Origin of the sequence: Lysinibacillus sphaericus (genome assembly GCF_001629735.1) — a bacterium.
In the GTDB taxonomy this organism is placed as follows: Bacteria; Bacillota; Bacilli; order Bacillales_A; family Planococcaceae; genus Lysinibacillus; species Lysinibacillus pinottii.
Genome location: NZ_CP015224.1, coordinates 752,444 through 766,325 on the forward strand (window position 1 = coordinate 752,444; position 13,882 = coordinate 766,325).

Annotated in this window: 12 protein-coding genes, 2 pseudogenes and 2 riboswitches; of the genes and pseudogenes, 10 read left to right on the forward strand and 4 right to left on the reverse strand. The window is 37.0% G+C overall.

What is annotated here, in order from left to right:
* Positions 1–12 precede the first annotated feature (12 nt).
* Positions 13–387 carry a methyl-accepting chemotaxis protein gene (locus A2J09_RS03590; RefSeq protein ID WP_012293704.1) on the forward strand — a complete coding sequence of 125 codons (375 nt, stop codon included), beginning with the start codon at positions 13–15 and terminating at the stop codon, positions 385–387.
* Between the two features lie 33 nt (positions 388–420).
* Here the strand turns inward: A2J09_RS03590 and A2J09_RS03595 are convergent, their stop codons facing one another.
* The 3 genes from A2J09_RS03595 to A2J09_RS03605 form a co-directional block, all read right to left on the reverse strand.
* The gene (locus A2J09_RS03595) at positions 421–1,041 is read right to left on the reverse strand and encodes an HAD-IA family hydrolase (protein ID WP_012293705.1); all 621 of its coding nucleotides are present in this window, start codon (positions 1,039–1,041) and stop codon (positions 421–423) included.
* A 366-nt stretch (positions 1,042–1,407) separates the two neighbouring features.
* Positions 1,408–2,187 carry a YibE/F family protein gene (locus tag A2J09_RS03600; protein WP_012293706.1) on the reverse strand — a complete coding sequence of 260 codons (780 nt, stop codon included), beginning with the start codon at positions 2,185–2,187 and terminating at the stop codon, positions 1,408–1,410.
* Positions 2,184–3,308, reverse strand: a complete 1,125-nt coding sequence (locus A2J09_RS03605; protein ID WP_012293707.1) for a YibE/F family protein — start codon at positions 3,306–3,308, stop codon at positions 2,184–2,186. The genes A2J09_RS03600 and A2J09_RS03605 overlap by 4 nt, the downstream gene beginning before the upstream one ends.
* Positions 3,309–3,905: 597 nt before the next feature.
* On the opposite strand from A2J09_RS03605, the gene A2J09_RS03610 reads away from it, so the two are divergent.
* From A2J09_RS03610 to A2J09_RS03630, 6 genes and pseudogenes are all read left to right on the forward strand, one after another.
* Positions 3,906–5,531, forward strand: a complete 1,626-nt coding sequence (locus tag A2J09_RS03610; protein ID WP_036161200.1) for an ABC-F family ATP-binding cassette domain-containing protein — start codon at positions 3,906–3,908, stop codon at positions 5,529–5,531.
* 289 nt (positions 5,532–5,820) lie between these two features.
* Positions 5,821–6,099: pseudogene (locus tag A2J09_RS23300) on the forward strand (IS5/IS1182 family transposase); the annotation flags it as partial.
* A gap of 93 nt (positions 6,100–6,192) precedes the next feature.
* A riboswitch (FMN riboswitch) is annotated at positions 6,193–6,318 on the forward strand.
* 117 nt (positions 6,319–6,435) lie between these two features.
* Positions 6,436–6,561, forward strand: a riboswitch (FMN riboswitch).
* A gap of 180 nt (positions 6,562–6,741) precedes the next feature.
* Positions 6,742–7,380 (forward strand): riboflavin synthase, encoded by a 639-nt coding sequence (gene ribE / locus A2J09_RS03615; RefSeq protein WP_036162654.1) that lies wholly within the window; start codon positions 6,742–6,744, stop codon positions 7,378–7,380.
* A gap of 26 nt (positions 7,381–7,406) precedes the next feature.
* Positions 7,407–8,015 (forward strand): annotated as a pseudogene (gene ribB, locus A2J09_RS03620) (3,4-dihydroxy-2-butanone-4-phosphate synthase); the annotation flags it as partial.
* Between the two features lie 26 nt (positions 8,016–8,041).
* Positions 8,042–8,509: a 6,7-dimethyl-8-ribityllumazine synthase gene (gene ribE / locus A2J09_RS03625; protein WP_008176574.1), complete on the forward strand. Its 468-nt coding sequence runs from the start codon at positions 8,042–8,044 to the stop codon at positions 8,507–8,509.
* Between the two features lie 150 nt (positions 8,510–8,659).
* The gene (locus tag A2J09_RS03630; RefSeq protein WP_012293714.1) at positions 8,660–10,123 is read left to right on the forward strand and encodes a spore germination protein; all 1,464 of its coding nucleotides are present in this window, start codon (positions 8,660–8,662) and stop codon (positions 10,121–10,123) included.
* Positions 10,124–10,367: 244 nt separating this feature from the next.
* On the opposite strand, the gene A2J09_RS03635 is transcribed toward A2J09_RS03630, so the two are convergent.
* A complete protein-coding gene (locus A2J09_RS03635) occupies positions 10,368–11,675 on the reverse strand; it encodes an ATP-binding protein (RefSeq protein WP_012293715.1) in 1,308 nt (435 codons plus the stop codon).
* A 485-nt stretch (positions 11,676–12,160) separates the two neighbouring features.
* On the opposite strand from A2J09_RS03635, the gene A2J09_RS03640 reads away from it, so the two are divergent.
* From A2J09_RS03640 to A2J09_RS03650, 3 genes are read left to right on the forward strand one after another with little or no spacing between them, the layout of a single operon-like run.
* The gene (locus A2J09_RS03640) at positions 12,161–12,727 is read left to right on the forward strand and encodes a histidine phosphatase family protein (protein WP_012293716.1); all 567 of its coding nucleotides are present in this window, start codon (positions 12,161–12,163) and stop codon (positions 12,725–12,727) included.
* A gap of 13 nt (positions 12,728–12,740) precedes the next feature.
* On the forward strand, positions 12,741–13,604 hold the full coding sequence (locus A2J09_RS03645; RefSeq protein WP_036161207.1) for a GNAT family N-acetyltransferase: 864 nt from the start codon (positions 12,741–12,743) through the stop codon (positions 13,602–13,604).
* Positions 13,605–13,655: 51 nt separating this feature from the next.
* Positions 13,656–13,877 carry a DUF2829 domain-containing protein gene (locus A2J09_RS03650; RefSeq protein ID WP_012293718.1) on the forward strand — a complete coding sequence of 74 codons (222 nt, stop codon included), beginning with the start codon at positions 13,656–13,658 and terminating at the stop codon, positions 13,875–13,877.
* The last annotated feature ends 5 nt before the right edge of the window (positions 13,878–13,882 follow it).

Here is a 13,882-nt window from a genome sequence, read left to right on the forward strand (position 1 = left end):
GGAAAGTATTGATTGGCAGGCAATATTGAACAACTGAATGTGATTGTTCAATTGGTAAAAGATTTAGCGATGAAAGCCAAAATTCTTGGTTTGAATGCGTCGATAGAAGTAGCTCGTTCGGGTGAGCATGGACGTGGTTTTGCAGTTGTCGCATCTGAAATACAAAAAATGTTCCAGAGCAATACAGAAAGTGCGAATCGTATTACGAAACAATTAGAAAGCATTAAACAATCCATTGATCAGGTGACTGCTTCTGCTAATCAAATTGCTGCCTTTACACAGCAAGTTGCGACGAGTATGCATGAATTAAGCGATCCTTATAAAGGGGTAAATAATTCTGCTGACAAGTTAATGCAGATTAGGCGAAATCAAAGACAAGAAATTTAAAGGATAATAGCCGAGTGAAGGGCTATTATCCTGCTATAAAATAATCTCTAAAATTTCATCGGGTGTCGCTACTTTGTATTCTGGCTCTTCGTTTTGTATGACTTCAATTGCGTCATAGCCCCATTCTACCCATATAATAGGTATGCCTGCTTTTTTACACGCGACAATATCCCTCTGTTCATCACCTATATATACCACTTCAGATGATGAAACATTTGATTCCTTCAAAAACTTTTTCATGACTTTATCTTTGCTAAAAATACGATTGGAGCAAAGGACATCTGTAACACAGTGAATGCCATTTATTTTGAGAAATTCTACAATATTGTCCTTTGAATTAGAAGAGATAATCAAAATCTTATATCCTCTATTATCGAGTTCGAGTAATACTTCCTTCATCCCTGCAAAAAGATGAACATCGTTTAATGATTGGCGATATAGCTTGTAAAATTGCGGTAAAATCATAGGTAATTTATACATTGGAAAGTCAAATAACTTACTACGTTCTGAAATCGATAATTTTTTTAATGTATCAATTTCCTTCAATTCAATTCCTTTAAATTTATATTTTTGTGCTAATGTATTCCATGCTGATGCAAACACAGCAGTTGAATCTGCCAACGTTCCATCAAAATCAAAAATTATAGTTTTCATTGCAAACTTTCTCCTTTATTATCTAGTTGTATTGACGTTTTATGCTTAAAAATGTTACATGGAATGGGCGACCAATTGTTAGGTCATGAAACATAGATAACAGTCATTTTAAAAGCTACGTAATCATCTTATGGTAAATATTATCAGAAAATGCTGGGTTTGCAATGGAAAAGATGCAACAAAGGAGGGTGTCTCAAAACTCTTATGAGACACCCTCTATAGCTACCTAATTCTTTTTGTGTTTTATGTTAGGGCTAATACAAATTTGCATACCATTTTAGGTGTGTTGTACGTTTCAAACCATAAAGGCAAAGAGGTACTCACTTTATCTCCAGTACTTATCACGACAAAGTGATAGTTTTGTTTTTATGGGAGAGAGCTATTCTTTTTTTGTCGTGTTTTTACTAAATAATAAGCATTGACGGAGGAGGCAATAGGAATAATTAGTGCAATGCCGATGCCTGCGCAAAAAATTGTCATCATTTCCGCACTAAAGACTTTGGAATTGACGATTTCGCCAATCGAATAAGAGAGATCCTTAAACCATATCAATAAACTTAAATAGCCACCAAAGAAAGCAAAAAATAAAGTATTTGTATCGGTTCCTAAAATGTCTCTCCCAATACTTATTCCAGATGTAAAAAGTGTCTTTCTACTGATCGAAGGATTGCGATAAAAAATCTCATGCATAGAGGTAGCAATGGAAATGGCAACATCCATAATGGCACCTATCGTACTCATAATAATGACCGATGCACCAATCTGCACGAAATTAACACCGATATAGAGAGAAAAGATACTTATTTCTTCTGTTGATTCTTCGCCAAATCCTTGAATCATGGCCTTTTTCGTTATAAACGTAATAAAAAGCAATAAAACAACAATCGTTACCATTGTCGAAATAAATGCAGTAATGGTTTTACTATTTGTTTTATTAATATAAAACAAACTAATGCAACTGATGACAGTACAAGCAACAAACGTTAGAATAATAGGGCTGTTTTTAGGGTTTGTCATGAGGAAAATGGTCACGAAGAGAACAGCAAAATTTAAAAATAAAGAAAGAAACGAGCGTAGGCCTTGCTTACCTCCAACTACCACCATCAATAAACATAAAATAATTGCCAAAACAACGATAACATTCATTCTTTAACCCTCTTTCGATTAATAAAAAAAATAGCTGTATATTGACTGATAGGTATTGTCAGGACTACTCCAATACCCCCTGCAAGGGCACGAGCTAGCTCTAATGAAAGATTCAAGGATAGAGTGAGTCCTAATGTAGATGAATTTTTCAAATAGAGGATGACCATTGGTATGGAGCCACAAATATACGCGAAGAATAGAATGCTTGTAATGGTACCCATAATGTCTTTTCCAATCTCCTGACCAGATGCCTTTAAAGCTTGTAAAGAAATACGAGAGTCTTGTTCATATAGGGCGTAAATAGAAGAGGACATAGTAATCGCGACATCCATAACAGCCCCAAGTGAACCAATGAATAAACCAGCCATAAAAACAGTTCGGTAGGGACGTGTTAAAAATTGCATTTCCTCATAGCGTAGGCCGCTTTCTCCCGTCAACCACATCACAGCAGAGCTAATACTAAGGGCTATGATTGTCCCTAAAAGAGTAGCTACAATGGCTGCATATGTTTTCGTATTCAATCCACTAATCAGTAACAATGAAATAACAGTAAATAATAGGACACACACACCACTGATGAATAATAAATTGAGGCTGCCATGCTTTACGTAAAGGTCTAATGCAAATGTTAAAATACTGGCATTTACGACTAAGCTAATAATGGCAAATAAACCTTGTCTTTTTCCGATGATGAGTAGCGCAAAGATAAAAGTCCAAGTGATAATCATGATTGTTTGATCTCGTTTCAAATCGAGAATGGTCCCCGTTAAATCTGACTGTGTCGAATGTGCATCTATTGCGACAAAAATTTCATTGCCGACAAAGTATTCTTGATCAAAGGCTCCAGACGAAGAGTAGTCATTCATCAAATCAATTATTTGTCCTTTGTGCTGCCCATTTTTAAGTACAGCCTTAATTTGCTGCGTATACAAAGTATCGTCATTGTCGTACATATCTGTTAGAGGCTCTGATTCTACCACTTTGACATTCAATATTTCAGCAATCGGTCGATCATAAAATTGTTCATTATGATGAACGAAAAAGATCGATATTCCGCAGCCGAGTATTAATAGGGCAGAGAAAATACGTTGTTTAATTGTTAAGTTTCTTAAAAATTGCAAGGGAATGACCTCCTAGTGGACTGAATAGTCACTTGTACAGGAACGATTTTAACAATAGTAAGTTCCGATATATTATTAAGTGTAACGATAGGCGTGCCATATTCCAAGGCATATAAGAATAAGAACGTGAGAGGACATTTGTAATCTAGAAAGATTTATGGTAGATTAGTGGATACTATAAAATCGAAGGGAGGACGAAGTAATGGGAACTGTTTGTGCAAAAGGTTTAACTGAAATAGTGGTGAAATCTTACAATCTTTGTGGAGGTTTGCTGGCAAAGGGAGAAGTATGCCCTTTTTTAAGCAAATTTCATATCGATGCAGGTTCCGGTTGCTTCTAGCCTTCTTTAAAACTGATAGTATCCAATCAAATGAGATGTATAGATACAAAAACGCCGGTTCTTAACGGCGTTTTTTTGTTTAATAGTAAAATTTAACATGCCCTCTTGTTCATAGGAGGGGTGGAAGGTGCCGTTTTATGACGGCACCTTTTTTGTGTTTGAAAGGAGTGAAAAGTGATGTGTAACCTTATATGTCCATTTATTTCTTGAGCGATTGCTTATTAGTAATGGATAAAATAAATAAGGAGATGGAAAAAATGATACTTCAATTAAATGGAATTAGTAAGAGCTACTTGGGAGAGCCCATTCTTTCTAACATAACGATGAAAATGGAACGTGGCGATCGGATTGGACTTATAGGTGTAAATGGAGCTGGAAAATCCACGCTACTAAAGATGATTGTAGGGGATATTCCTTATGATGAAGGCGATATTTATAGGGGGAAAGGAATTAAACTAGGTTATTTGCAACAGGATAGTGGATTGCAGCCAGACCATACGATTTGGACTGAAATGCTTGGGGCATTTACGGAGCTTCTAGAGGTTGAAAAGGAACTTCGAGAGTTGGAAATGCAGATGAGTGAGTCTTCTTATCTAAATGCCCCTGAAAAGCTGGAACAAGTGATGCAGAGATATGCTAGCAAATCCGATTGGTTTTCACAACAGGGAGGCTATGACATCGAGGCAAAAATAAATAGTATGTTAAATGGGATGGGCTTTAGTAGTACACCGACAGACACACTTATCGAATCATTAAGTGGTGGTCAGAAAACTAGACTGGCACTTGCTAAAATTTTATTAACGCAGCCGGATTTGTTACTGTTAGATGAACCGACCAACCATTTGGATTTTGCGACTTTAAATTGGCTGGAAAGTTATTTACGTGGCTATCAAGGGGCCATTCTTGTTATTTCACATGATCGTTACTTTTTAGATGCCCTTGTCCATGAGATTTATGAGATTGAACGTACTCATGGAACAAAATACAGCGGTAACTATTCTAAGTATGTGGAAAGCAAGACTAAAGATCGTGAACTGCTGGAGAAGAAATATACGATGCAGCAGCAGCAAATCACAAAAATGGAGGATTATATTCAACGGAATATTGCTATGGCTACTTCCTCAAAAAGTGCCAAGAACAAAAGGAAACAGCTTGAACGGATAGAACGTCTTGAAAAGCCGCACAAGAATCAAAAACATGCACAAATGACATTTGCTACTGATAAGAATTCACATAAAGAAGTACTGAAGGTAAAGGACCTAGTACTCTCCTATCAGTTACATGCGGGCAGAAAAATATTAATGGAAGATATTGAATTTTCATTATATAGAGGCGAACGGGTCGCATTAATAGGCCCAAATGGTGTTGGAAAATCAACGTTATTGAAGGCATTGTTACATGAATTAACTCCGGATCGTGGCGTTATTGCATGGGGAAATGGTGTGACAATAGGTTATTATGATCAGGAGCAAGAGTCATTACATCCTAATCATACAATATTACAAGAGGTATGGGGTACCTTCCCTTCGATGGAAGAGGCAAGAATACGGACAGTGCTTGGTAATTTTTTATTTACGGGAGAAGATGTCTTTAAAAAGATAGCCTCCCTTAGCGGTGGAGAAAAAGCGCGTGTAGCCTTAGCAAAGCTAATTTTGCAAAAAGCAAATGTACTTATAATGGACGAACCGACCAATCATCTTGATTTATTTAGCAAGGAAGTATTGGAGAAGGCGCTTTTGCAATTTGATGGCACATTATTATGCATTTCTCATGATCGATATTTTCTTAATAAGCTAGCAAATAAATTACTAGCATTATCTCCAACTGGTGTGACCGCCTTTTCAGGAAATTATAATGATTATGTTCAAAAGTTAAGTCATTAAAGGACTAAGAAGCCACCTCTATAGTAATAGGTGGCTCAGACTGTAGACAAACTCAAAAAAATTTGAGAGTTTGACTACAGTCTTTTTTCTTTTACAATAAAATAAAGTAAAGCCGTTGATTTTCACTACAGGCGGACGCTTTCCGCGGGCGGGGTCGAGCTGCTTCCCTCGCTTCGCTCAGTCCAGGATCTCGACTTTCCCGCTTTTCCCGCAGGAGTCGCCGCCCTTCGTTCCCATCAACTTCTACATAGGGTATTGAAAAGTAAATTCTCCATGTAGACTATATATTTATTTGTTAGAGAATCAAATGTTGCCTGTTCTTCCATATACACGTCCTAAAATGAAAGATGGATTCTTCCGAAAGCATGAGTATATATGACGGGCATTATTATTGTTATCTTTGAAACAAGGGCAGATATTGAAGTATGCGACAACGACGAAGGAAGGATATCGCCAATATAAATCGAATCCTTTGATTTGTGCGAAGTGTCCAAGCCTTTCCCAATGTACAGAAAGTAAGCATCATCAAAAACTCATTCAACGTCATATTTGGGCGTCGTATGTGGAGCTATAGTAAGGGGTGGCACCTTTTTTAAAAAATACAGACAGAAGTATAGATAATATAATTAAATAGTGTTATCGTAAGAACTAGCTAAATAAAATGATCCTTCGGGGTAGGGTGAAATTCCCAATCGGCGGTGATGAAGTCATTCAAAGTCCGTGAGCGCAAGCTGATTTGGTGCAAATCCAAAACCGACAGTAACAGTCTGGATGGGAGAAGGGTATAAGTGCGAGCTTTTTAAATTCAATGTAATTTAAAAGGTCTATTTGATTATGCATTTATTACACTACTTCCCGCAAACTTGTAGGGAAGTTTTTTATTTAGCCAATCAATTGAATAGAAGATGTTCTTCGGGGTAGGGTGAAATTCCCAATCGGCGGTGATGAAGTTATTCAAAGTCCGTGAGCGCAAGCTGATTTGGTGCAAATCCAAAACCGACAGTGATAGTCTGGATGGGAGAAGAACAAATAAGATACTAGTCTATGGAAAAAATGTATATCCAAGTAGGCTTATTTATTGATGTCTTATACTCCCAAAACCCCTTTGTGAAAGGGGTTTTTCTTTTTATAGAAGCTTCAGAAGGGAGACGGATAGAAAAGAAAGAGTGACGGATAAAAGCTACGTAAATGAGTGAAAGCAGGTGAAGAAATGTTTACAGGTATTGTAGAGGATATTGGCACTATTAAAGCCTTGCAAAGCAATAAGAACAGTATGAAAATCACTGTTCACTCTTCAAAAGTTACAGAAGATGTAAGGCTAGGGGACAGTATAGCCGTCAATGGAGTTTGTTTAACGGTGACCCATTTTACGGATCAAGAGCTGACGATGGATGTCATGCCTGAAACCGTCAAAGCGACAAATTTACATCAGCTTGCAGTAGGCGATCCAGTTAATTTGGAGCGTGCGATGCCTGCGAACGGGCGATTTGGTGGTCATTTTGTTGCTGGCCATGTTGATGCAGTTGGGAAAATTTTACGAAAGCGTCCAGTCGCTAACGCGGTCTATATTGATATCGAATTGTCTGAGGAACTAACAAGTTTCTGTATTCCAAAGGGCTCCATAACGATTGATGGCACAAGCTTAACAATCTTTCATGTTGAATCGAATTATGTCACTATTTCACTGATTCCTCATACTTACAAGGAAACAATTTTAGGCATGAAAAAAATTGGCGCATTCGTCAATATTGAAACAGATTTAGTAGGTAAGTATATTGTAAACCAATTGAAGAACGGGCAAGACAAGTCTATGATAACAAGAGATTATTTGGCACGGCATGGTTTTTAAGATCACATAATAAGGAGATGACAAGAGTGCTACATGCAATTGAAGATGCCATAGAGGATTTAAAACAAGGGAAAGTGATTGTCGTGGTGGATGATGAAGATCGGGAAAATGAGGGGGATCTTCTTGCACTTGCTGAATATATCACTCCTGAAACGATTAACTTTATGGCGACTTATGGGAGAGGTTTAATTTGTACGCCGATTTCGCAGGAGCTAGCACATAAGCTAGAACTGCACCCAATGGTTCAGCATAATACGGATAACCATCAAACAGCATTTACCGTAAGTATCGACCATATAGACACAACAACAGGGATTAGTGCCTTTGAGCGGGCTTTCACTATACAAAAGATGCTGAAGTCTCAAGCAAAAAACACTGATTTTCGTCGGCCAGGACATATTTTTCCATTAATCGCAAAGGATAACGGTGTCTTAGAGCGAAGAGGCCATACGGAGGCGACCATTGATTTAGCTAAGCTTTGTCATAGTATTCCTGCTGGGGTGATTTGTGAAATCATGGGAGACGATGGTCACATGATGCGCTTTGAAGAACTGACAAAGTATGCAGCACATCATGGTTTAAAAATGATTTCCATTGAGGCGTTAGCCGCTTATCGTAGCCAAACATTAACAACAAACTACTAACAAAGGAGTTATAAAAAATGGGTCAAACATTTGAAGCACAATTAATAGGAACGGATTTAAAAATTGCAGTAGTTGTAGGTCGATTCAATGAGTTTATTACAAGCAAATTATTAGATGGAGCAATGGATGGGTTAAAGCGACATGGTGTTGATGAAGCATCTATTGATGTTGCATGGGTGCCTGGAGCTTTTGAGGTGCCTTTTATTGCGAAACAATTAGCAGAGACAAAAAAATATGATGCGATTATTGGTTTAGGAACGGTTATTCGCGGTTCTACAACACATTATGATTATGTATGTAATGAGTCGGCAAAAGGTATAGCAAATGTATCGTTAACGACCAATGTGCCAGTTATTTTCGGTATTGTTACAACAGAAAATATTGAACAGGCGATTGAACGTGCGGGGACAAAATCAGGTAATAAAGGGTATGATTCGGCAATATCGGCAATTGAGATGGCGAATCTACAAAAAATGATTGGCTAAGAACATACTGAATAGGTTATCACCGTACTGGTTGCTTGAATAATTTTTATATCCATGGGAAAAATATGCCTAAGTATATTTATTAAACGTCCAAGTTTTCATAAATGTACTAAATTTGAGCAGGCTCAGTAGGAGATGAGAAGTATTTCAATGGAACAAATGATGAATTTGAAAATGTTGAAATCACTATTTCAACGCTCTGCTGATGTGATATTCCAACAGTATAAATTTCAGCAACATACCGTCCATATGATAACCTGTGACGCCATGATAGACGAAGAACTTCTTCAAACCGTTGTAGTCGAACGTGTCCAATCCTTATTTAATAGTGGTTCTGATGAAACGTTAGAAGAACTAATTGAACAGCATCTTCATGTTCCTTATTTACAAAAGGTCATGAAGAAAGAGGATATTATTACAAGAGTCTATAAAGGCCACGTCTTATTATATTTTGAGGAAGATCACTTGATTTATTCCAGTGATATTTCAAATAGACCTAATCGTGAGCCTGGGGAAACAACGCTTGAATTAGTTGTGAAAGGGCCAAGAGATGATTTTATTGAAGATGTATTTATTAATATAGCTTTACTACGAAAACGTTTACCTACAAATTCATTTAGTGTAGAAACATTAGAGATTGGTCAACGCTCTAAAACAACGGTAGCTGTGTTATATATGGAAGACATTGTGAATTTGAATATGCTAGAACAAATCCGTTTACAATTACAAAAAATTGATACAGATATTGTCGTTAATGGCGATTTGCTGATGGAGGCAATTGAACAAACGGCTAAAGTTCTCCCTAGACATGATTATACGGGAAGACCAGATTTTGCTCTTCAGGCATTAATGAGAGGACGAATACTAATAATGATCGATGGCGTTTCGTATGCCATGATTATTCCGGCCAATATTATGCTGCTCTTTAAAACAGCTGAGGACAATGAATATCCCATCATCGTTAGTTCAATGGAACGGGTGCTCCGAATATTTGGAATACTGATCAGTATGTTACTTCCTGGTTTTTGGCTTGCCGTAACCACCTATCATCAAGAACAGCTTCCATATCTTCTTCTTGCGACAGTGGTCGAGTCAAGAACCGGATTACCATTTCCGACAATACTTGAAATAATGATGATGCTATTTATGTTTGAAATGTTTCGCGAGGCCAATTTGCGTTTGCCTAGTGCGATTAGTGGTTCAATCAGTGTGGTGGGAGGATTAATCATTGGAGATGCTGCGATTAAAGCTGGTGTGACAAGCCCTTCGATGATTGTTATCATTGCGATTTCAAGTATTGCTGCATTTACACTAGTCAATCAAGCCTTTGTGACAGCAATGAGTATTTTCCGATTAATCATCATTTTATTTTCAGCTTTTTTGGGTCTGTTTGGATTTTTTATTTCAGTCTTTTTTATTATCCTTTATGCAGCAAATATGCGTGTTTTAGGTGTGCCCTATATAAATTTTAGTGCTGATTACGATAAGGGGGATATCGGCAAGTCCTTGCTACGTCTATCGCCAAAGAGCTATAGTCTACGACCACCATTCTTAAAACCACAAGATCGGACACGAACAGCTACTAATAAGGCAAAAAAAAATCAGGGTGTCTGACCGTTGACTAATATTTGGCTGTAGACAAGCTCAAAAAGTTTTTTTTCTTTCTTTTTCATGGAAATAACATGAGGCCGTTGGTTTTCATTACGGAAGGGGTCTAGCCGCATCTCTTGCTCTTTCCGAAAAAGTTGTTATGCCGTGCTGTACTTCTATTACTATGCGTACGAGGATGAGAAAAAACAAAGGCCATTGAGAATCATTTTCTCAATGGCCTTTGTCTAATGGTCTCTACACTTTGTAGCTATTTGAACGGAATATGGACGATGGCAGTCGTTTCAAGATGTTTCGATGATTCAATCGAAATATCTCCATGATATTTATGGACAATTTCTTTCACGATAAATAAACCTTGCCCTCGAATTTTACCATTTTCATGCTTTTTCGTAGAGAATCCTTGTTTAAAGATTTGATTCTCATCTACAATATTCGGTCCTGTATTCGTAATTTTAAATTCATATTGTGTTTCATTTGCTTGACAACAAATCATAATTTTACGTTGCCCCTCAGGCAATTCATTGGCAGCATCAATCGCATTGTCAATTAAGTTCGATAGAATCTTGATTAAATCTGTCGTTTTAATTTTATTAAAGTCGCCCTGAGAGATGGTAAAATCCATATCAATATTATGATTCTGTGCAGTTAGCTTTTTTGTTTGTAATAATATGGATAAACCTGGATGATCAATATTTAATTTTAAAGATTTAATCGCTTGCACTTCTTTAGACAGTGATGCTAAATATTGTTTTGCTTGATCTGTTTTTTCTAATTGTAAAAGGCCATGTAAAACTTGAATATGGTTCGTGAAATCATGACGTAACGAAGACACCGAGGTAATCAACGTTTTGATTTCTGCTTGGTAAGTATCTTCTGTAGCGCCTACTTCCTTCGCTACCTCTTTTTGGTACCATCTTTGTAAAAATAAAAAAGAACCAGCAACAATTAAAATAAAAACACCATTGAAAATAAAAATAAATAGGTTATCTTCAATGACTTTCCCTTTAATACCATTTAAAGTATCTGCGCTTATATCAATACCTAGATAACCAATTATTTTGCCTGTATCATCTTTAATGGGCGCACCAACAGATAAATAAGAACCGTGGACTGAATCATGGATTACCTCTGTAACATAGGTTTCACCATGATAGGCTTTTTCTACTTGTTGAGCAGGAACAGTACAAACCTCACCTATTTCAAATCCTTTTTTTAGTTCACTCGGCATACCCATTACCATTGCTTTTGATACTTTTGGGTTATCCACCTGTAATGTATAAACAAATAATGCACCTAGCTTTACCCTTGCATCATTTAAGTAACTTCTTACTTCCCAATAATAATCATTCTTGTGCGGATTATCTAAAAATTGCTGATAGGCAATGGTATCGATGGAAGATGCAATGGTAGTGGCAGCCTCTAGACTTTGATTAGCAATTGATTCTTCAACGGTCTTTTTAATTTTTACATAGGATGTAATGATGTTTAAACTTGTAAACAAACATAATAAAATTGTTGATAGAATTAATATAAGCTTTATTTTTGGATTTTTCATATAACTCGGGACTTCCTCATCTATTAATATTCTAGAATATTAATTAACTCTATTTTTTGTTTGTAAACCAAACAATGCTTGTTTATCCTACATAAAATAAAACACAAAATCAATATGACTTTAAAATTACACACCGTAAACACTAGTTTAATAATCCTTTACAAGAAAGTAAACTAAAAAGGTGAAATAGCACATTTTATGTCTCAGTTCCTATACCCAAGGAAAGTTCATAAAATTCCTGAAACAAAGGTCGCATAAAAAAATCCCTTGCCTGTCATACATCATCTGTTCCATATTTTGGTAGATAAAGTACTTTATCGAAAAATTAATTGGAACGAGGGGAATGCGACTCCTGCTGAGAGCGTCTGCCAGAAGTGGAGATCGACAGCGTTACTTTATTTCCCTGTAAAAGAAAGAAGTTTCCTAAAAAATAGGGAGCTTTTTTCTATTTGTAAGACATACATTACAAAGAATAAAGTGATAAAATGAAGGGGATGAAAGAATTGGAAAAGGATCTCCTGCAATTATTAAAAGAAGGAGGACTTATTTTATATGCAAGGCATGGGACTGCAACAGTAGGTGTAGATCAAGCGAATGCTCTATTTCAAAGTTGTCAGTATCAAAGAAATTTATCAGAACAAGGTCGTCATGAGGCTGTATATTATGGCCAGATGCTACGTTATTGGCAAATCCCCATCCTTGCGCCTATCACAGCTAGTCCTTTCTGTCGAACGATTGAAACAGCTCAGTTGGCTTTTCCAAATGTTCAGGTACAGATTGACCCTTTTTTGTTTGAGATCTTTATGTTAGGTGGAAATTTGTCGACTGTTCAACAAAATACAATTTTAATGGCTTTTCAATCTATGATGGAAATGCAACCACCGAAGGGAATCAATAGAGTCATGATTGGCCATAGTTTTCCGAAAGATATGGGGCTAGGGGATATTTCGAGTATGGGCACCGTTATTGTAAAACCTAAGGGCTTAGGTCATGGGTATGAAATTTTGGGAAAACTGACATTAGAAGATTTAGCAAAATTAGATACAATTTGAGATGAGGGAAATGATGAATATCAAAACAGTTTCTCAATGTACATTTGAGGAAGTATTGCGGGCGTGGAACAAAGGCTTTGAAGGATACTTTGTGCCAATTGACATGTCGACAGAAATGTTTTTGCAGCGACTTGTTGGGGAGGGGCTGTCAGCTGAGCACTCCATTGTCGTTTTTGACCATGATGAACCGATTGGTATTGTTATGAACGGCTTTCGCATTATTAATGGTAAGAAAGTGGCTTGGAATGGCGGCACAGGCATTTCACCCTTTTATCGTGGGAAAGGCGTTTCACGATTACTAATGGAGGAAACACTAGCAATCTATGAACGTGAAAATGTTGAAATTGCTGTACTGGAAGCAATAAAGGAAAATTCAGTAGCGATTGCTTTGTATGAGAAATATGGCTATGCTATAACCGATCAACTTCAATTTTTAAGTGGGGAATATGCAGCGAGAGTAGAACAAACATCAGCTATTCGAGCAGAAATAATTCGTCCAGAGCAATTACCTCATGTGCCATTTTATCAGGAAGATGTCCCTTGGCAATGTAGCTGGCATAGCGTTAAGCAAGGAGAAGCTCGGGTTTTCTATAACGAAGCAAATGATGTGCTGGGCTATATGTTATATAAAACAGTTTGGGGTAAACAGGGTGAGTTGGAGCGGGTTATTCTTTATCAATTAGAAGTATTAGACGTGAGTAATGTCAAATTACTGCCGCATTTTTTAGCCAGTTTGACAGCTCAGAAGGTGAATATATCAGCTGTTAATTTCTTAGCAAGTAATCCAGCAACAAGCTATTTAGTGGCAAATGGACTAAAGGTGACGACAGAGCAGGTACAGATGAAAAAGCAATGCTACCCATTGTTGTCAACCTAATGAAAATCCAGTATACTAATGCGATAATGAATGGGAATAGAGGATGAAGACATGACGTTTGAAGAAATATTACCACGCTTAAAAGCAGGAGAAAAAGTAATTCGTAAAGGCTGGGGCGGGGCTGAACTATATGTGAAGCTAGTCGGCCAAAGTCAACACGATGGAGAGACTTTGAATCCTTATTTTTTGATTAATGTACGTGGAGAAGGCTACACAATGTTCACGCCTACAGTATGTGATTTATTAGCGGAAGATTGGATAGTAGTTGAATAATAATA